Genomic DNA, 19199 nt, shown 5'->3' with positions numbered 1-19199 from the left:
AAAAAAGCGAATTAAATAGATTAAGTTAATCGAAAAAAGCGATAAGCTTATTCTTTGTCCTGTCCTTAGGTCGAATGACCTTTACCTAACTTATCCTACTCATATTACAAAGTAATTTCATGAATAAATGGCCAAGTCTTAAGCAACTTCACTATCTTGTTACTCTTCACGAAACTCGTCATTTCAGTGATGCCGCAGATCGCTGTTTCGTCAGTCAATCTACGCTAAGTAAAGGCATTCAAAACCTAGAAGAGCTGATTGGTTGCCCGCTTTATGAGAAGAAAGATAAAAAGAGCCCGCTAGTTTTCACGCAAGCAGGTGAGCTGGTGGTCAAGCACGGTCGAGAGCTACTAGCGAAAGGACAAGATCTCGTAGAGCTTGGAAATCTATGTAACGGGGATGCGATGCAAGGGCAGCTGCGAGTCGGGTGTATTCCTACTATAGCGCCGTTCCTTTTGTGCGATTTGGTACAGGAAGCCAACCAGCGCTTTCCACAATTAAATTTGCTGTTACGTGAAGACACAACGACCAACCTATTGGCTGCGCTGCGTCATGGAGACTTAGATGTGCTGATTCTGGCTTTGCCTGTCGATATCGACAATATGGAAAGCCAAGTTGTTGGGCAAGACCCTTTCCGGATGGTGATCAGTCGCAATCAAGCTGATGGTATTCGCGTTCCGATTAAATACGATGACCTGCCAGACGAATCTGTATTTTTGTTGGAGAACGAGCATTGCTTAACCGAGCATGCTGTGTCGGCTTGTAAGTTAACGGATAAAGAGAAGATCAACCCGTTCACTGCGACGAGCCTTCACACATTGGTGCAAATGGTGGCCAATGGTTTAGGAACCACCTTTATTCCGCAAATGGCGATCGACCACGGTTTATTGGAAAACCAGAATCTCGTTGTGATCGATCCTCCTGGTCAGCAGGCCTACCGAGATATTGGCCTTGTCTGGCGACCAAGCTCTTCGCGTCGTGAGACATTCCATCAATTAGCGGATGTGGTATCTGAGCTTCTATAATAATCCGCTGCGACAACAATCCCTCTGAGCGGCTGAATTGGCCGCTCTTCTTTATATCAATTCCGAGCGTTACTCTACTTCTGCTTCTTCTGGCTCTACTTCTTCTTGCAGCTCCAGTAAATTGATCGCTATCGTGACAAAATCGCTGTCTGTAATAATGCCTACTAGTTCGTGGTTTTCTACGACAGGTAAACAGCCCACTTTATGTTTCTGCATGTAGATAGCCGATTCTTTTAATCCTGCACGCGGCTCTACCGACATAACACTTTTGTGCATGATGTCGTTGAGGGGAGTAGCAAGAGTAAAAGATTGAGCTTGTGGGATGTTTTGTAGGCTGGATTCTTGAGCGGCGAGAACGTCTCGTTGTGTGACGACACCTAGTAGTTGCCTGTCGGAATCGACGACCGGAATATGGCGGATATCAAGTGCTTCCATCATGTGCTTAGCATCGGCCAGTGAGTGTGAGCGCAATAGGGTATGAGGGTTGCGAGTCATCATATCTTCAACCTTGATCATACGAACCTCCTTCTTTTTTATTTGTTGCTATTACTATAGTTTTTTATCCAAAAAATAACTGAGATCTGACGCATTCTTGGGTGAGTTTTATGCAACTAATTCTTTAGCTTGAAGAGGTGAATCAGTCGCATTATTTTACGCCTCTTTACAATAATCCAGTGCTGTAAACCTTGCTATTGCGGCTCGTGTGCCTATACTAGCCCACTGCGAAATTTTTAGTCGTGTTTGCGATGTGTTTCTGGTAACGATTGACTTACCGTAACGATTATCCAGCAACTACGATTTATGATTCGTCAACGGCACAAATCTCATCAACTAAGACAAGACTAGACACATGCAAGTTTCAGATTTTCACTTTGACCTACCAGATGAACTCATTGCTCGCTACCCTCAAGAGGAGCGTACAGCAAGCCGCCTGCTTAAATTAGATGGCGACAGCGGTAACCTAGCTGATGGTTCGTTTAAAGACGTTTTAGACTTGGTTGAGCCAGGCGATCTTGTTGTTTTCAATAACACTCGAGTGATTCCAGCTCGTGTATTTGGTCGCAAGGCATCAGGCGGTAAGCTTGAAGTGCTGGTTGAACGTATGCTTGATGAGAAAAGCATTCTTGCGCATGTTCGTTGTTCTAAATCACCGAAGCCGGGTACCAAGTTGTTCCTTGGTGAGAACGATGAATATGAAGCTGAAATGGTGGCGCGTCACGATGCGTTATTCGAAATCCATTTCACATCTGATCAAAGCGTTTTAGAGATTCTTAACAGTGTTGGTCACATGCCACTGCCTCCTTACATCGATCGTCCTGATGAAGATGCAGATAAAGAGCGCTACCAGACTGTCTATAATGAAAAGCCGGGTGCGGTTGCAGCGCCAACAGCAGGCCTTCACTTTGATGACAAGCTAATGGCTGACATGAAAGAAAAAGGTGTTGAGTTTGCTTACGTGACGCTTCATGTTGGTGCTGGTACGTTCCAGCCAGTAAAAGTTGATAATATTAACGATCACCACATGCATGCTGAGTACGTTGAAGTGCCGCAAGAAGTGGTTGACGCCGTAGCTGCAGCAAAAGCCCGTGGCGGCCGTATTATTGCTGTTGGTACAACATCAGTACGCTCACTAGAAAGTGCAGCTCAAGATGCATTGAAGAAAGGCACTGAGCTCGTTCCTTTCTTTGGTGATACAGAAATCTTCATCTTCCCTGGCTATGAATACCAGTTGGTGGATTGCTTGATTACCAACTTCCACTTGCCAGAATCAACACTGATTATGTTGGTGAGTGCATTTGCTGGCTACGACAATGTGATGGGCGCATACGATCACGCAGTGAAGAGCGAATACCGTTTCTTCAGCTACGGCGATGCTATGTTCATCAATAAGAAAACGAGCTAATTTAAGCAGGTTTAAGCGATACAAAAATTTACGGGTGCTAGCAGTAAGCTAGGAGTCGGGCAGGGTGTCTGTCTAATCTCTCGCAAGGAATACGCGACCGCTCCTCATAGAACCCACTAGACTGAACTTTTGTTTGGCCTAAGGTTCTGAATTAACAGTCAGATTGTTTCTCTGGCATATTGGAGGCTTCGTGAAATTAAAATACGAACTTAAAAAAACTAATAGCGGCGCACGTCGTGGTCAACTTCAGTTTGAACGCGGTACCGTTGAAACCCCAGCATTCATGCCTGTAGGTACTTACGGTACTGTTAAAGGTATGACACCTGAAGAAGTAAAAGACACAGGTGCTGAAATCCTATTAGGTAACACATTCCACCTATGGCTACGTCCTGGTCAAGAAATCATGAAAATGCACGGTGACCTGCACGATTTCATGAACTGGCACGGTCCTATCCTGACTGATTCAGGCGGCTTTCAAGTATTCAGCCTAGGTGCAATGCGTAAAATCACTGAAGAGGGTGTTCATTTCCGTAACCCTGTAAACGGTGACAAGATCTTCATGGACGCTGAGAAGTCTATGGAAATCCAAAAAGATTTAGGTTCAGACATCGTAATGATCTTCGATGAGTGTACGCCTTACCCTGCGACACACAAAGAAGCAAAAGACTCAATGGAGATGTCTCTTCGTTGGGCTGAGCGTTCACGTAACCACTTCGACAAACTAGAAAACCCGAACTCACTGTTCGGTATCGTTCAAGGTGGCGTGTACGAAGACCTTCGTGATGTATCCGTTAAAGGCCTAACAGAAATTGGTTTTGACGGTTACGCAGTAGGTGGCCTAGCAGTAGGCGAACCAAAAGAAGATATGCACCGCATTCTTGAGCACACATGTCCTCAACTGCCAGAAGATAAGCCACGTTACCTAATGGGCGTAGGCAAACCGGAAGACTTGGTTGAAGGTGTTCGCCGTGGTATCGACATGTTTGACTGTGTAATGCCAACGCGAAATGCACGTAACGGCCACCTGTTTGTGACTGAAGGTGTGATCAAGATCCGTAATGCGAAGCATAAAACCGATACAACACCACTAGATTCAGAGTGTGACTGTTACACTTGTAAGAACTACAGCAAGTCGTACTTACACCATTTGGATCGTTGTAACGAAATCCTAGGTGCTCGACTGAACACGATTCATAACCTGCGTTTCTACCAACGAGTAATGTCAGACATTCGTCAGTCTATCGATGAAGACCGCTTTGAAGAGTTCGTTGCAGAGTTCTACGCAAGAATGGGGCGTGAAGTGCCACCATTAGGTAAAGAATCTTAGTATTTCTTTTTTGCGAGCCCTATCTCTCTTCCGAGTGATGGGGCTTGAAAATAAAGGGATGCGACCCAATTAGACAAACAATTACGAAAATATAAATAGAGGATGTTTTAAATGTTTATTTCTCAAGCTCACGCAGCAGCAGAAGGTGCACCAGCAGGCGGCGGTTTCGAAATGCTTATCATGCTAGGTATGTTCGCTGTGATCTTCTACTTCATGATCTACCGTCCACAAGCTAAGCGTGTTAAAGAGCACAAGAACCTTATGTCTTCTATGGGCAAAGGTGATGAAGTTCTTACAAGCGGCGGCCTAATTGGCAAGATCACTAAGATTGCAGAAGACAGCGACTACGTTGCTATCGAACTGAATGCAAACAACGAAGTAGTTATCAAGAAAGACTTCGTTACAGCAGTGCTACCAAAAGGTACTCTGAAATCTCTATAAACAGCTAGAGGATCCTCGCTGTGCTAAACCGTTACCCGTTATGGAAGTACCTGATGGTGGTGTTTACTATCGCCATCGCTGCGTTGTACGCACTTCCGAATATATACGGTGAAGATCCGGCAGTTCAAGTTACAGGGGCGCGCGGCGCCTCTGTAGATATGTCTACGCTGGATGCTGTCACCAATGCTCTTGAAGCTGAAAACCTTTCTACTAAATCCGTTGCTCTAGAAAACGGTTCCATTCTTGTTCGCTTTAACGATACAGACTCTCAAATTAGTGCTCGTGATGTCATCACTGAAGCATTAGATGAAGACGTAATCGTTGCTTTAAACTTAGCTGCTTCAACTCCTGATTGGCTTGAATCTATTGGTGCTGCACCAATGAAGCTTGGTCTTGACCTACGTGGTGGTGTTCACTTCTTGATGGAAGTGGATATGGACGCTGCGATGCAAAAGCTGGTTGGCCAACAAGAAGAAGCGTTCCGTAGCGAACTTCGTGAAGAAAAAATCCGTTACCGTGCAATTCGCCCATCTGGTAAAGATGCGGTTGAAGTGATTCTACGTAACGCCGAGCAGCTTGCTGAAGCGAAATCGCTACTGCAATCTAAGCACCAAGACATGACGTTTGTAGATTCTGAATCTAATGGTCGTTTTTCTTTGGTTGCTAGCTTCACAGAGGCTCGTCTTCAAGAAATCCGCAACTATGCGGTAGAGCAAAACATTACCATTCTACGTAACCGTGTTAACGAACTTGGTGTTGCTGAACCTTTGGTTCAACGTCAAGGCTCTAGCCGTATCGTAGTGGAATTGCCTGGTGTTCAAGACACGGCTCGCGCTAAAGAAATTCTTGGTGCTACCGCGACGCTTGAGTTCCGTGAAGTGGATAGCAGTGCTGACTTAGCCGCTGCCGCTTCTGGTCGTGCCCCTGCGGGTAGCGAAATCAAGCAAGATCGTGATGGTCGTCCTGTGGTACTTAAGAAGCGCGTTATTCTAGGCGGCTCAAGTATTACTGATGCAAGCTCAAGTGTTGATGAATATGGTCGTCCTCAAGTTAACATCTCGCTAGACAGCGAAGGTGGTAGCAAGATGTCTGCATTCTCTCGTCAGAATATCGGTAAGCTAATGGCAACGGTATTTGCAGAGTACAAAGACAGCGGTCGTAAAACACCGGAAGGTCGAGTTATCTTGAGTAAGCACGAAGAAGTGATTAACCAAGCGACGATTCAATCTGCGCTAGGCCGTAACTTCCGTATTACTGGTATCGATTCAACGGCTGAAGCTCATAACTTGGCACTTCTACTGCGTGCTGGTGCATTGATTGCGCCTATCTCGATTGTAGAAGAACGTACCATTGGTCCATCTATGGGGCAGCAAAACATCGATATGGGTATCATGGCGATGGTTTGGGGTATGGCTGCTGTAATGCTGTTTACGCTGCTTTACTACCGTAGCTTTGGTCTGATTGCGAACGTTGCGCTAATGGCTAACTTGGTGTTGATTATCGGTGTTATGTCGATGATTCCGGGGGCTACCATGACCCTACCAGGTATTGCCGGTATCGTATTAACGGTTGGTATGGCGGTTGATGCGAACGTTCTGATCTTTGAGCGTATACGTGAAGAGCTTCGAGATGGACGCAGTCCACAACAAGCGATTCACCAAGGTTACGCGAACGCATTCAGCACAATCGCCGATGCCAACATCACCACACTACTAACAGCAATCATTCTATTTGCTGTGGGTACGGGTGCTATCAAAGGCTTCGCGGTAACGCTGTCTATCGGTATCTTGACTTCAATGTTTACAGCTATTATCGGAACACGTTGTATCGTGAACCTGATGTATGGCGGCAAACGCGTTAAAAAACTGTCGATCTAAGGCTAGGAATTAATATGTTTCAGATTCTAAAAGCAGACAAAATGATCGACTTTATGCGTTGGTCAAAGGTTGCCTTTGTTTTTTCTATCTTGATGATTGGTACTGCTATCTTCACCCTAACAACGAAATCGTTGAACTGGGGTCTAGATTTTACTGGCGGTACTCTGATTGAAGTTGGTTTTGAACAACCGGCACACCTTCCTGATATTCGTAGTGCACTAGAAGCCGAAGGCTTTGGTGATGCAACGGTACAGAACTTCGGTTCAGCTCGTGATGTGATGGTTCGTTTACGTCCACGTGATGGCGTAGCGGGCGAAACGCTTGGTAACCAAATCCTTTCTGCTATTGAGAATGGTACTGGTGAGCAAGTTGAAATGCGTCGTATCGAGTTCGTTGGTCCTAACGTGGGTGACGAATTAACAGAAGCGGGTGGCCTTGCTATTCTAGTTTCTCTTATCTGTATCTTGATCTACGTATCAGTGCGATTTGAATGGCGTTTGGCTGCGGGTGCAGTATTAGCACTGGCGCACGACGTTATCATCACTCTGGGTGTGTTCTCTCTAATGCAAATTGAGGTCGACCTTACCATCGTAGCAGCCTTGCTAACGGTCGTCGGTTACTCCCTCAACGATACCATTGTTGTATTCGACCGTATTCGTGAGAACTTCCGTAAGATGCGTAAGGGTGAAGCGCCTGAAGTACTGAACAGCTCAATCACACAAACATTGAGTCGTACATTGATCACTTCTGGTACCACGTTATTCGTAGTTATCGCACTGTTCGTTCAGGGCGGCGCTATGATTCACGGCTTCGCGACTGCACTTCTACTGGGTATTACGGTTGGTACTTACTCTTCTATCTACGTTGCATCTGCACTGGCTATGAAGTTAGGTATTACGCGTGAACACCTAATGCCACCACAAGTGGACAAAGAAGGTGAAGAGTTTGACGAGATGCCTTAGGCCTTGGCTTAATAAGTTTCGCTAAACCAAAAAAACCGCTAGGCAACTAGCGGTTTTTTTACGTCTGTATTCTAGGGAAGCTCAATACAATTTAGCGTTGAAGTATGTTGAACTTCATTTCACTAAGAGACATCCTGATCGTATCTCGTATCTCGTATCTCGTATCTCGTATCTCGTATCGCAGATACAAAAAAGCCTCGCTATAGCTATATAGCGAGGCTTTGGAATTTTTATGCGCCCTTAAAATAGGGAGCGTTAACGTAAGGTCTGAATTACTTCAGCATACCTTCGTTAGCGTTCTCACGAACGTGCTTAAGAATAGACTTAACACCACGTGCGCTTGAAGCAACAACATTACCAGAAGTCATGTAATCAGTACCGCCAGCAAAGTCAGTCATGATAGCGCCAGCTTCACGAGCGATTAGATCGCCAGCTGCTAGATCCCATGGCTTAAGGCCAAGTTCTAGGTAACCATCAACACGGCCAGCCGCTAGGTAACATAGGTCAAGAGCAGGAGAACCTGTACGACGGAAATCAGCACAGTCGATGAATAGACCAGAGATGATCTTCATGAAAGATTCAGAGTGTTGTTTTTGCTTGAATGGGAAACCAGTCGCTAGAACAGTACCTTGAAGGTCTTTTAGTTGAGTAACACGCATACGAGCGTTGTTAAGTTGAGCGCCAGCGCCACGTTGAGCTGTGAATAGCTCGTTTAGCATTGGGTCATAAACACAAGCAACTTCTGTACGACCGTTCATGCGAACAGCGATAGATACAGAGAAGTGAGGGAAACCTTTTACAAAGTTGTTGGTGCCATCCAGTGGGTCAACGATCCATTGTACATCAGAGTCTTTACCTTCAGTCAGGCCTTTCTCTTCAGAAATAATGCTGTGCTCTGGGTAAGATGCTTTGATTGTCTCAATGATCATGTACTCAGCTTCTTGAGCAATGTTAGTAACGTAATCGTTGTTACCTTTTAGAGACGATTCGATCTTATCAGTTGTTTCTAGAGATTTAGCAATATGGTTGCCAGCTTTACGCGCAGCGCGTATCGCAATGTTTAGCATTGGATGCATATGGTTTTTCCCACAAGATGTTAAAGAACAATTTAAAGCGGCGGCGAGTATACCAAAGTTTTACCAAAAGGGAAGTGGTTATTTTTTGAACTCTTGGTTTCACATTACGCGAAGGGTCTGACCATTTTACTTTGCTATGTGTTAATATCTCGCGATTATTTTTAAAGTGGTGTCATATAGCATGTTAGACAATGTAAAAGTCGTTCTGGTTGGTACGTCTCATTCGGGAAATATCGGATCAGCAGCTCGCGCAATGAAAGTGATGGGTTTGAGTCAATTAGTTCTTGTAGACCCTCAATGTGAAGTTGACGAGCAGACCTTAGCACTGGCTGCGGGTGCAGGTGACATCGCAGAAAACGCGACCATCGTTTCTACATTAGACGAAGCCGTAAAAGACTGTGGTTTAGTGGTTGGTTCGAGTGCACGTTCACGTACGCTTGAATGGCCAATGCTTGAGCCTCGTGAGTGTGGACAAAAGTTTGCGATTGAAGGTCAAAAGCACCCAGTCGCATTAGTGTTCGGCCGTGAACGTACTGGCTTGACTAACGATGAGCTTCAGAAGTGCCACTTCCATGTATGTATCCCAGCTAACCCTGAATACAGCTCGCTAAACCTAGCAATGGCAGTGCAGACTCTGAGCTACGAAGTGCGTGTAGCTCACCTTGATATGGTCGCTAGCCAATATCAGCCACAGCAACAAGATGAGTACCCTCGTCACGAAGAACTAGAAATGTTCTATGAGCACCTTGAAAAAGTGATCATTGATACCCAATTTATCTCTAAGGATAAGCCAGGTCAGGTGATGAATAAACTACGTCGTCTGTTCAGTCGAGCTCGTCCAGAGTTGCAAGAGATCAACACTCTACGCGGCATTTTGACTTCAATTGAGAAGAGCAAAAACGACAAATAAAACCCGCACAAACCCTAAGGGTGAATACCTGACTAAAATAGTCAACTAAATACTTGACCAATTTAGTCGGGTATGGGAAGATTCCAACCACATAAACAATGTGGATTCGGTGTGATATGAAACTTACATCTAAAGGAAGATATGCGGTAACAGCTATGCTAGATGTAGCACTGCATTCGCAAAAAAGCCCAGTTCCTCTGGCTGATATTTCAGAGCGACAGGGCATCTCATTATCTTACTTAGAACAGCTATTTTCTAAGTTACGTAAAGCTGGCTTAGTTGCTAGTGTTCGTGGTCCTGGCGGTGGTTACCGTTTAGGTGCTGAAGCGAGCGACATCGCTGTCGGAACTGTAATTGCTGCAGTAGACGAATCAGTTGATGCAACTAAGTGTCACGGTCGAGCAGATTGCCAAGGTGGTAGTCGTTGTTTAACTCACACTCTTTGGCGTGATTTAAGCTCCCGAATCAGCAGCTTCTTAAATGACATTACGCTCGGTGAGCTAATGAAAGATAACGAAGTTTTAGAGATTTCTGATCGTCAAGATATCGATCTTGCGGTTAATAATGGTTTTGCACATAAAAATACGAGCACTACAACGATTAGTGCAGCACCTCACGGTGTTAATGCCCGCTCTTAGCGGTCAGTTTTTACATTGGAGTAGAAAATGAAACTGCCTATTTACTTTGACTATTCAGCTACATGCCCAGTCGATCCACGTGTTGCTGAAAAAATGGTTCAGTGCATGACGATGGACGGTAACTTCGGTAACCCTGCATCTCGTTCACACCGTTACGGCTGGCAGGCAGAAGAATCAGTAGATAATGCTCGTGAGCAAATTGCCGATCTACTAAATGCAGACCCACGTGAGATTGTTTTCACGTCAGGTGCTACAGAGTCAGACAACCTTGCTATCAAAGGTGCAGCGCACTTTTACGAGAAGAAAGGTAAGCACGTAATCACGTGTAAAACAGAACATAAAGCGGTTCTTGATCCATGTCGCCAACTAGAGCGTGAAGGTTTTGAGGTGACTTACCTTGAGCCTGAAGCAAACGGCATCATTGATTTAGACAAGCTACAAGCAGCAATGCGTGAAGATACGGTTCTTGTTTCTATCATGCACGTAAACAACGAGATTGGTGTAATCCAAGATATCTCTGCAATCGGCGAATTATGTCGTTCACGCAAGATCATCTTCCACGTTGATGCGGCTCAGTCTGCGGGTAAAATCCCACTAGATGTAAAAGAGATGAAAGTTGACCTTATCTCTCTTTCTGCACACAAAGCATACGGCCCTAAAGGCATTGGTGCTTTGTACGTTCGTCGTAAGCCACGTATTCGTCTTGAAGCACAGATGCACGGTGGAGGTCACGAACGTGGTTTCCGTTCTGGTACGCTTGCTACTCACCAAATCGTGGGTATGGGTGAAGCTTTTGCTGTCGCTAAACAAGACATGCAGAAAGATTATGACCACGCACTAGCACTTCGCGAGCGTCTATTGAAAGGGGTTCAAGATCTAGAAGCAGTAACGGTAAATGGCGACTTAGATCAACGTGTACCACATAACCTAAACGTGAGCTTTGCTTTCGTTGAAGGTGAATCTCTGCTTATGTCTTTAAAAGACTTAGCGGTATCATCAGGTTCTGCATGTACATCAGCGAGTCTTGAGCCTTCATACGTTTTACGCGCTCTTGGCTTAAACGATGAACTGGCACACAGCTCAGTACGTTTTTCATTCGGCCGTTTCACTACGGAAGAAGAAATCGACTACGCGATTGCACAAATCCGTGTAGCAGTAAATAAATTACGCGACATGTCTCCTCTATGGGATATGTATAAAGAAGGGATTGATTTGAACACTGTTGAGTGGGCTCATCACTAATCTCACGGAAATAGAGGATTCGAGGTAACTATCATGGCATATAGCGAAAAAGTAATTGATCACTACGAAAACCCACGTAACGTAGGTTCGTTTGATAAAGAAGATCCAAGTGTAGGTAGCGGCATGGTTGGCGCACCAGCTTGTGGTGACGTAATGAAACTGCAAATCAAAGTATCTGCAGAAGGTATTATTGAAGACGCAAAATTCAAGACTTACGGTTGCGGTAGCGCAATCGCTTCTAGCTCACTAGTCACTGAGTGGGTTAAAGGTAAAAGTATTGATGAAGCAGCTGCTATTAAAAACTCTGAAATCGCAGAAGAGCTAGAGTTGCCACCAGTGAAAGTTCACTGTTCAATTCTTGCTGAAGATGCAATCAAAGCAGCGGTTGCGGATTACAAAAAGAAGCACTAATCGTTTCTACAACGTAATCACTTCAAAAAAGTAATATTTGGGAGCACCCTTTGTGCTCCCCTGAGTTCTCAATTTATATAAAACACAAGGTTGTAGTATGGCCATCACCATGACAGATACGGCAGCAAGCCGAGTTCAAGCTTTCCTAGATAACCGAGGTAAAGGTATCGGGTTGCGCTTAGCGGTAAAAACTACTGGCTGTTCGGGTATGGCGTATGTACTGGAATTCGTTGACGAGCTCAACGAAGAAGACGAAGTGTTCGAGCATTCAGGTGTTAAGGTCATCATTGATCCAAAGAGCCTAGTTTACCTAGACGGTACTGAGCTTGATTACGTAAAAGAAGGCCTAAACGAAGGTTTTGAATTCAACAACCCTAACGCGAAAGGCGAATGTGGTTGTGGTGAGAGCTTCAATGTATAAACGCCTCAATCGTTGAGCGTTTATAATGAGCGAAGAATAAAATTAGGCTCTAAGTAAAGAGCCTAAACTTAGGACCACCGTTACATGAATCATTTCGAATTATTTGGGCTACCACTTCAGTTTCAACTGGATGGTAGCCTTCTTTCTTCTCAGTTTAGAGATCTGCAACGCCAATTCCACCCTGATAAATTTGCCACGGCTTCTGAGCGAGATCGCTTGCTGGCTGTGCAAAAAGCTGCGCAAATCAATGATGCGTACCAGGTGTTGAAAAATCCAGTCAGCCGCGCTGAATACCTGTTAGTTCAACATGGTGAGGATATTCGTGGTGAGCAGCAGACCCTGCAAGATCCTATGTTCCTGATGGAGCAAATGGAATTGCGTGAAGAGCTTGAAGACATCGCCGACAGTTCTGATCCTGAAGATGCTTTGTTTGCATTTGAAGGAAAGGTTAGCAAAATGTATAAACAACAATTAAGCGCTATCCAACAAGAACTCGACAGTGAGGCTTGGTTAGAAGCTGCAGACCGAGTAAGAAAGCTTAAGTTTATTGCAAAATTAAAGAATGAAATCGAGTTAGTTGAAGATCGTCTGATCGGCTAGTTCGTATAACAAGGACACATCCATGGCACTACTTCAGATTGCAGAACCAGGGCAAAGCGCCGCTCCTCACCAGCACAAGCTTGCTGTGGGTATTGATTTAGGTACAACAAACTCATTGGTTGCGGCAGTGCGCAGTGGTGAGGCGAGCACACTGGTTGATCAACAAGGTCGCAGTATTCTTCCTTCCGTTGTTCACTATACGTCAGAGTCGTACACGACTGGTGATGAAGCGCGTGTAAATGCACAAACTGATCCTAAAAATACTATTATCTCAGTTAAGCGATTAATCGGTCGTTCACTGTCAGATATTCAACAGCGATACCCATCTCTGCCATATCAGTTTGAAGAAAGTGATAATGGCCTGCCTGTGATTAACACAGCGCAAGGAAATAAGAACCCAATTCAAGTATCTGCAGATATTCTTCGTGCACTCGGTCAACGTGCTGAGTCGACGTTAGGTGGTGAATTGGCTGGTGCCGTGATTACCGTCCCTGCGTACTTTGATGATGCACAACGTGCAGGTACCAAAGACGCAGCGCAACTTGCTGGTCTTCATGTGTTACGTCTTCTTAATGAACCCACTGCAGCTGCGATTGCTTATGGCTTGGATTCAGGTAAAGAAGGGGTAATCGCTGTTTATGACTTAGGCGGTGGTACGTTTGATATCTCTATCCTACGCCTGTCTAAAGGTGTCTTCGAAGTTTTAGCAACCGGTGGTGACTCTGCATTAGGCGGCGATGACTTTGACCATTTAATTGCGGATCATTTCCAAGAGCAAATGGGCTTGTTAGAGCTGACAGCAGAACAGAACCGTATTCTTCTAGACGCAGCAACAGAAGCGAAGATTGGCTTATCTGAAGCTGAAAGCGTTAATGTTGAAGCACTAGGTTGGTCTGGCTCTTTAACTCGTGAAGAGTTCGAAGAGATCATCAAGCCACTAGTTAAGAAAACGCTGCTTTCGTGCCGCCGAGCACTGAAAGATGCGGAAGTTGACGCGGATGAAGTACTAGAAGTCGTGATGGTAGGTGGTTCAACTCGTACCTTACTTGTTCGTGAAATGGTCGGTGGCTTCTTTGGTCGTACTCCATTAACCAGTATTAACCCTGATGAAGTGGTTGCGATTGGCGCATCGATTCAAGCGGATATCTTAGTTGGCAACAAGCCTGACTCTGAGATGCTGCTATTGGATGTTATCCCTCTGTCACTGGGTATCGAAACCATGGGTGGCTTAGTCGAAAAGATCATCCCTCGTAATACCACGATCCCAGTTGCTCGTGCACAAGAGTTTACCACGTTCAAAGACGGTCAAACTGCAATGACAGTACACACCGTGCAAGGCGAGCGTGAGATGGTTGATGACTGTCGTTCACTGGCTCGATTTGCTCTGAAAGGCATCCCGCCGATGACTGCAGGTGCTGCTCATATTCGTGTTACTTACCAAGTGGATGCTGATGGCCTGCTATCGGTTACCGCAATGGAGAAGAGCACTGGCGTTCAAGCTGAAATCCAAGTTAAGCCTTCTTACGGTCTAAGCGACAACGAAGTGGCTAGCATGCTGAAAGATTCGATGACGTTTGCAAAAGAAGACATGCAAGCGCGTGCTCTTGCTGAGCAACGCGTAGAAGCGGATCGCGTTATCGAAGGCCTTATCGCTGCAATGCAAGCCGACGGTGACGAGCTACTTGATGAGCAAGGCAAACAACAACTTGTTCAAGCGATTGAAGCACTGATTGAAGTGCGTAATGGCGACAACGCTGATGCTATTGAACTAGAAATTAAGAATACCGACAAAGCGAGCCAAGACTTTGCTTCTCGTCGTATGGATAAATCAATTCGTGCTGCACTGTCAGGTCAGTCAGTCGATAATATTTAATAGTTAGAGAATAGATAAACATGCCAAAGATTATTGTTTTACCTCACGAAGATCTATGTCCAGAAGGCGCTGTTTTAGAAGCAAAAACTGGTGAGACGGTTCTTGATGTTGCATTGAAGGCCGGTATTGGTATTGAACACGCATGTGAAAAATCGTGTGCATGTACAACATGTCACGTTGTGATTCGTGAAGGTTTTGATTCTTTAGAAGAGAGTGATGATCTAGAAGACGACATGCTAGATAAAGCATGGGGCTTAGAGATGGAATCTCGCTTGGGTTGCCAAGCTAAAGTGGCTGATACGGATCTTGTTGTAGAGATTCCAAAGTACACGTTGAACCTGGCTTCTGAAGACCATTAAGAACCTGTTCTCAGTCATGGCTAATACAGCGATGACTGAGAGAGTTATTGCTTAGACAAACATACTAAGAAAACTGGCCTAGAATATAGATCATAAAGGTGACAGAGCGTCGCTGATAAATATAAGGAAGTGTTATGAGCTTGAAGTGGATTGATTCGCGAGATATCGCAATTGAGCTATGTGATTTGTACCCTGATACTGATCCTAAAACGGTACGTTTTACCGATCTGCATCAATGGGTGCTAGACCTTGAAGAGTTCGACGACGAGCCTAACCACTCGAATGAGAAAATCTTAGAGGCTATTATTTTGTGCTGGATGGATGAGATGGATTAATCCTCTTGTCTAATGATTTGGTCGCGGGTTGGTATCAGTCCAATATAAAACGCAGCCAAGTTAACAATTCTTACTAAAAAAAGCGGACCTTATGGTCCGTTTTTTTATCAAAATGACATTTTCCTCCTACATAATGCTAACATCAGTGCGCTAATAAAAAATAATCAGAATCACACACTCACAGTGGTTCATGACAAGGAGAAATCATGTCTACACAGATGTCAGTATTTTTAAGTCAAGAAGCTGCCCAGCCTCAGTGGGGAGCAAGAGCTATTTTATCGTTCTCAGAAGCGGGAGCGACAATTCACATTGGTGAAGGCCACGATCTAGGCGCAGTTCAACGTGCGGGTCGTACGCTTGACGGACAAGGTATCGCATTCGTTTCACTTCGTGGTGAAGGTTGGGATCTAGAAAGCGTTTGGGCTTTCTACCAAGGCTACCGTGGACCAAAGAAAAAGAATGCATTGGAATGGGATGCACTTTCAGAAGCCGATCAAACTGAGCTTGAAGCTCGTATTCGCACAACTGACTGGACGCGTGACATTATCAATAAAACCGCTGAAGAAGTGGCACCTCGTCAACTTGCGACAATGGCTGCAGAATACATCAAGTCAGTGGCACCAGCGGGCACTGTTAAAGCGAAGATTGTTAAAGACAAGGATCTACTAACCGAAGGTTGGGAAGGCATCTACGCGGTAGGTCGTGGCTCTGAGCGTACATCAGCAATGCTGCAACTGGACTTCAACCCAACAGGCGATGAAAACGCACCTGTATTTGCCTGTTTAGTCGGTAAAGGTATTACGTTCGATTCGGGCGGTTACAGTATCAAGCCAGGCCAATTCATGACAGCGATGAAAGCTGACATGGGTGGCGCAGCAACGATTACTGGTGGTTTAGGTCTTGCGATTGAACGCGGTCTTAACAAGCGCATCAAGCTTATTCTATGTTGCGCAGAGAACATGATCTCTGGTCGCGCATTGAAGCTTGGCGATATCATTACCTACAAAAACGGTAAAACAGTTGAGATCATGAACACTGATGCGGAAGGTCGCTTAGTGCTAGCTGATGGCCTGATGTACGCAAGTGCACAAAGCCCTGAGCTGATCATCGACTGTGCAACGCTAACAGGCGCGGCTAAAAACGCATTAGGTAACGACTACCACGCACTATTAAGCTTCGATGATGAGTTGTCTCACCAAGCGCTAACAGCGGCAAACCAAGAGAAAGAAGGCTTATGGCCACTGCCTCTTGCTGATTTCCACCGTGGTATGTTGCCTTCAAACTTTGCTGATCTTTCAAACATCAGCACAGGCGATTACACACCGGGTGCAAGTACAGCAGCGGCATTCCTTTCTTACTTTGTAGATGATTACAAAAAAGGTTGGATTCATATGGATTGCGCGGGTACTTACCGTAAGTCAGCAAGTGACAAGTGGGCGGCAGGCGCAACGGGTATGGGCGTTCGCACACTGGCTCGTCTTCTTATCGACCAAGCAAAATAATAATAAGGGTGAGCGGTATTTTGTGCCGCTCATTCATAAAGCTCAGATCGAAAGATCTCAGTAATTTCAGTATTTAATAACAAAAAAATGAAGTGAAGGAATCCCTATGGCTCTAGAAAGAACGTTCTCAATTGTTAAGCCGGATGCAGTTAAGCGTAACCTTGTTGGTGAAATCTACCACCGTATCGAAAAAGCAGGCCTAGAAATTATTGCTGCTAAAATGGTTCGTCTTACTGAAGAGCAAGCGAGTGGCTTCTACGCTGAACATGAAGGCAAAGAGTTCTTCCCAGCTCTTAAAGAGTTTATGACTTCTGGTCCTATCATGGTTCAAGTGCTTGAAGGCGAAAACGCTATCGCTCGTTACCGTGAACTTATGGGTAAAACAAACCCAGAAGAAGCGGCATGCGGTACTATCCGTGCTGACTACGCAATCAGCATGCGTTACAACTCAGTTCACGGCAGCGACAGCCCTGAGTCTGCAGCTCGCGAAATCGAATTCTTCTTCCCAGAATCTGAAATTTGCCCACGCCCAGCTCAATAATCGGCACTGCAAATTATTCTAAAGGCTTCACCTCGGTGAGGCCTTTTTTGTAAGTGGATTTTACGCTCTCGATAATCAATTTAGTCGTCATTCTCGAAAGCGACGAAGGAGCGTAATCGGGAATCTGTTTTTGTTATTGGAGATTCCAGATACTTCGTTCCTCAGTTCTGGAATGACGGGGAACTTTGGAGCAACCATCTCGTGGTAAATATTATCAAGCAATTGGTGATTATTTACGTCATTCCCGAAAGCGACGAAGGAGTGTAATCGGGAATCTTTGTTTAAATTGGCTAATCTCAGGCCGATAAATACAATTGTTCAAATTTTAATCGCTTAAGTTTGAATGTCTTAATAAACACAGGGTTTTACAATGCTTGTTGAAGTTGCGTAAAGCCTGTACAATTCGCGCCCTTAATTATTGTTCCGTCATTGAGAGGCATCATGACCACAGCTAAAGTCAATCTACTCGATTTTGATCGTAAAGGTCTTCGTAAATTTTTCACAGAAGAACTGAATGAGAAAGCGTTTCGAGCAGAGCAAGTGATGAAGTGGATTTATCACTTCGGTGTCGATGACTTCGAACAAATGAATAACATCAACAAAAAGTTACGTGAGAAACTTCAACGTCGCTGTGAGATTGTTGCACCTGTTGTTTCTGAAGCTCAACACTCTTCAGATGGCACAATTAAATGGGCGATGAGCGTTGGCGACCAAGACGTTGAAACGGTATACATCCCAGATGGTGACCGTGCGACGCTATGTGTATCTTCACAGGTTGGTTGTGCACTTGAATGTAAGTTCTGTTCTACAGCTCAACAAGGCTTCAACCGTAACCTAAAAGTTTCAGAGATTGTTGGCCAAATCTGGCGTGCATCTCGCGAAATCGGCCTAGAAAAAGAAACCGGTCGTCGTCCAATTACTAACGTTGTAATGATGGGTATGGGCGAGCCTCTATTGAACATGAAGAACCTAATGCCATCATTAGAAATCATGCTTGATGATCTAGGTTTCGCACTGTCTAAGCGTCGTGTAACCGTATCAACTTCTGGTGTTGTTTCTGGCCTTGACCAAATGACAGACAACATCGATGTCGCATTGGCTATTTCTCTACATGCGCCAAACGATGCACTACGTAGCCAAATCATGCCGATCAACGACCGTTGGGATATCCAAGACTTCCTAGCATCTGTTCGTCGTTACATTGCATCTTCAAATGCTAACCGCGGTAAAGTAACGGTTGAGTACGTGTTATTGGATCATGTGAATGATGATATGGACCACGCACGTGAACTTGCTGAGCTAATGAAAGAGACGCCTTGTAAGATCAACTTGATTCCATTCAACCCTTACCCGGGGTCGCCTTATAAGAAGCCAAGCAACTCTCGTATTGATCGCTTCCAAAAAACGCTGATGGAATACAACTACACAGTAACCGTTCGTAAGACTCGTGGTGATGATATTGATGCCGCGTGTGGTCAGTTAGTCGGTGATGTGATTGATAGAACCAAGCGTACTAAAATGCTTAAAGCAGCCTCTGAAGCGAACTTGATTGCCGGTGGTGTGATTGAAGTAAAAGCGGTATAAAACGCGATTAGAACCTAAACAAGCCAGAAGTCTTACTTCTGGCTTGTTGCTTTTCTGGGGTGCAGTTTTTGATTTTTTGGACTTCTTGCCCACGCTTTCTTACATTTTTCGTCAAATTTTGGACAAAACCATGAGCTGACGGTAAATTTTGTTTAAAGTGTTTTTGCCTTGT

General features: G+C 44.9%; 20 protein-coding genes. 18 read left to right on the top strand and 2 right to left on the bottom strand.

Annotated elements, in window-relative coordinates:
- Positions 1–119 precede the first annotated feature (119 nt).
- Positions 120–1025 carry a hydrogen peroxide-inducible genes activator gene (locus AB4558_RS01565; RefSeq protein ID WP_017062525.1) on the top strand — a complete coding sequence of 302 codons (906 nt, stop codon included), beginning with the start codon at positions 120–122 and terminating at the stop codon, positions 1023–1025.
- Between the two features lie 69 nt (positions 1026–1094).
- Here AB4558_RS01565 and AB4558_RS01560 read toward each other — a convergent pair whose 3' ends face one another.
- The gene (locus AB4558_RS01560; protein WP_017062524.1) at positions 1095–1541 is read right to left on the bottom strand and encodes a CBS domain-containing protein; all 447 of its coding nucleotides are present in this window, start codon (positions 1539–1541) and stop codon (positions 1095–1097) included.
- Positions 1542–1875: 334 nt separating this feature from the next.
- Between AB4558_RS01560 and queA the strand changes: the two genes are divergently transcribed.
- From queA to secF, 5 genes are all read left to right on the top strand, one after another.
- Positions 1876–2928, top strand: a complete 1053-nt coding sequence (gene queA / locus AB4558_RS01555) for a tRNA preQ1(34) S-adenosylmethionine ribosyltransferase-isomerase QueA (protein ID WP_372072674.1) — start codon at positions 1876–1878, stop codon at positions 2926–2928.
- A gap of 190 nt (positions 2929–3118) precedes the next feature.
- Entirely contained in the window at positions 3119–4255 is a 1137-nt protein-coding gene (gene tgt / locus AB4558_RS01550) for a tRNA guanosine(34) transglycosylase Tgt (protein ID WP_017056177.1), read from the top strand.
- 111 nt (positions 4256–4366) lie between these two features.
- Positions 4367–4696, top strand: coding sequence for a preprotein translocase subunit YajC (yajC, locus tag AB4558_RS01545; protein ID WP_010440492.1), 330 nt, complete (start codon positions 4367–4369; stop codon positions 4694–4696).
- 20 nt (positions 4697–4716) lie between these two features.
- Complete coding sequence (gene secD / locus AB4558_RS01540; RefSeq protein WP_102320714.1) at positions 4717–6573, top strand: protein translocase subunit SecD; 1857 nt, start codon at positions 4717–4719, stop codon at positions 6571–6573.
- Positions 6574–6587: 14 nt separating this feature from the next.
- A complete protein-coding gene (secF, locus tag AB4558_RS01535) occupies positions 6588–7535 on the top strand; it encodes a protein translocase subunit SecF (protein WP_017062837.1) in 948 nt (315 codons plus the stop codon).
- Positions 7536–7807: 272 nt separating this feature from the next.
- On the opposite strand, the gene suhB is transcribed toward secF, so the two are convergent.
- Positions 7808–8611, bottom strand: coding sequence for an inositol-1-monophosphatase (gene suhB, locus AB4558_RS01530; protein WP_017062836.1), 804 nt, complete (start codon positions 8609–8611; stop codon positions 7808–7810).
- Positions 8612–8792: 181 nt separating this feature from the next.
- On the opposite strand from suhB, the gene trmJ reads away from it, so the two are divergent.
- The 12 genes from trmJ (at position 8793) to AB4558_RS01470 (ending at position 19027) form a co-directional block, all read left to right on the top strand.
- Positions 8793–9521, top strand: coding sequence for a tRNA (cytosine(32)/uridine(32)-2'-O)-methyltransferase TrmJ (gene trmJ, locus AB4558_RS01525; RefSeq protein WP_017062835.1), 729 nt, complete (start codon positions 8793–8795; stop codon positions 9519–9521).
- 116 nt (positions 9522–9637) lie between these two features.
- Complete coding sequence (gene iscR / locus AB4558_RS01520) at positions 9638–10159, top strand: Fe-S cluster assembly transcriptional regulator IscR (RefSeq protein WP_010440512.1); 522 nt, start codon at positions 9638–9640, stop codon at positions 10157–10159.
- 27 nt (positions 10160–10186) lie between these two features.
- Positions 10187–11401 (top strand): IscS subfamily cysteine desulfurase, encoded by a 1215-nt coding sequence (locus tag AB4558_RS01515; protein WP_010440514.1) that lies wholly within the window; start codon positions 10187–10189, stop codon positions 11399–11401.
- 33 nt (positions 11402–11434) lie between these two features.
- Entirely contained in the window at positions 11435–11812 is a 378-nt protein-coding gene (gene iscU / locus AB4558_RS01510) for a Fe-S cluster assembly scaffold IscU (protein ID WP_004735094.1), read from the top strand.
- Between the two features lie 97 nt (positions 11813–11909).
- The gene (gene iscA / locus AB4558_RS01505; RefSeq protein WP_010440519.1) at positions 11910–12233 is read left to right on the top strand and encodes an iron-sulfur cluster assembly protein IscA; all 324 of its coding nucleotides are present in this window, start codon (positions 11910–11912) and stop codon (positions 12231–12233) included.
- Between the two features lie 84 nt (positions 12234–12317).
- Complete coding sequence (gene hscB, locus AB4558_RS01500; RefSeq protein WP_372157782.1) at positions 12318–12833, top strand: co-chaperone HscB; 516 nt, start codon at positions 12318–12320, stop codon at positions 12831–12833.
- A 22-nt stretch (positions 12834–12855) separates the two neighbouring features.
- Positions 12856–14706, top strand: coding sequence for a Fe-S protein assembly chaperone HscA (hscA, locus tag AB4558_RS01495; RefSeq protein WP_372157779.1), 1851 nt, complete (start codon positions 12856–12858; stop codon positions 14704–14706).
- A 20-nt stretch (positions 14707–14726) separates the two neighbouring features.
- On the top strand, positions 14727–15065 hold the full coding sequence (gene fdx, locus AB4558_RS01490; protein WP_010440525.1) for an ISC system 2Fe-2S type ferredoxin: 339 nt from the start codon (positions 14727–14729) through the stop codon (positions 15063–15065).
- A 134-nt stretch (positions 15066–15199) separates the two neighbouring features.
- The gene (gene iscX / locus AB4558_RS01485; RefSeq protein ID WP_004740335.1) at positions 15200–15400 is read left to right on the top strand and encodes a Fe-S cluster assembly protein IscX; all 201 of its coding nucleotides are present in this window, start codon (positions 15200–15202) and stop codon (positions 15398–15400) included.
- Positions 15401–15606: 206 nt separating this feature from the next.
- Positions 15607–16902, top strand: coding sequence for an aminopeptidase PepB (pepB, locus tag AB4558_RS01480; RefSeq protein ID WP_372157778.1), 1296 nt, complete (start codon positions 15607–15609; stop codon positions 16900–16902).
- A 106-nt stretch (positions 16903–17008) separates the two neighbouring features.
- Positions 17009–17443 carry a nucleoside-diphosphate kinase gene (gene ndk, locus AB4558_RS01475; protein WP_016797173.1) on the top strand — a complete coding sequence of 145 codons (435 nt, stop codon included), beginning with the start codon at positions 17009–17011 and terminating at the stop codon, positions 17441–17443.
- Positions 17444–17884: 441 nt separating this feature from the next.
- On the top strand, positions 17885–19027 hold the full coding sequence (locus AB4558_RS01470) for a bifunctional tRNA (adenosine(37)-C2)-methyltransferase TrmG/ribosomal RNA large subunit methyltransferase RlmN (protein WP_017062516.1): 1143 nt from the start codon (positions 17885–17887) through the stop codon (positions 19025–19027).
- Positions 19028–19199 lie beyond the last annotated feature (172 nt).

Origin of the sequence: Vibrio sp. 10N.222.51.C5, assembly GCF_041474575.1 — a bacterium.
GTDB classification, from domain to species: Bacteria; Pseudomonadota; Gammaproteobacteria; order Enterobacterales; family Vibrionaceae; genus Vibrio; species Vibrio crassostreae_C.
The sequence above is the reverse complement of the archived record's forward strand: the minus strand, read 5'-3'. Positions and strand labels throughout refer to the sequence as shown.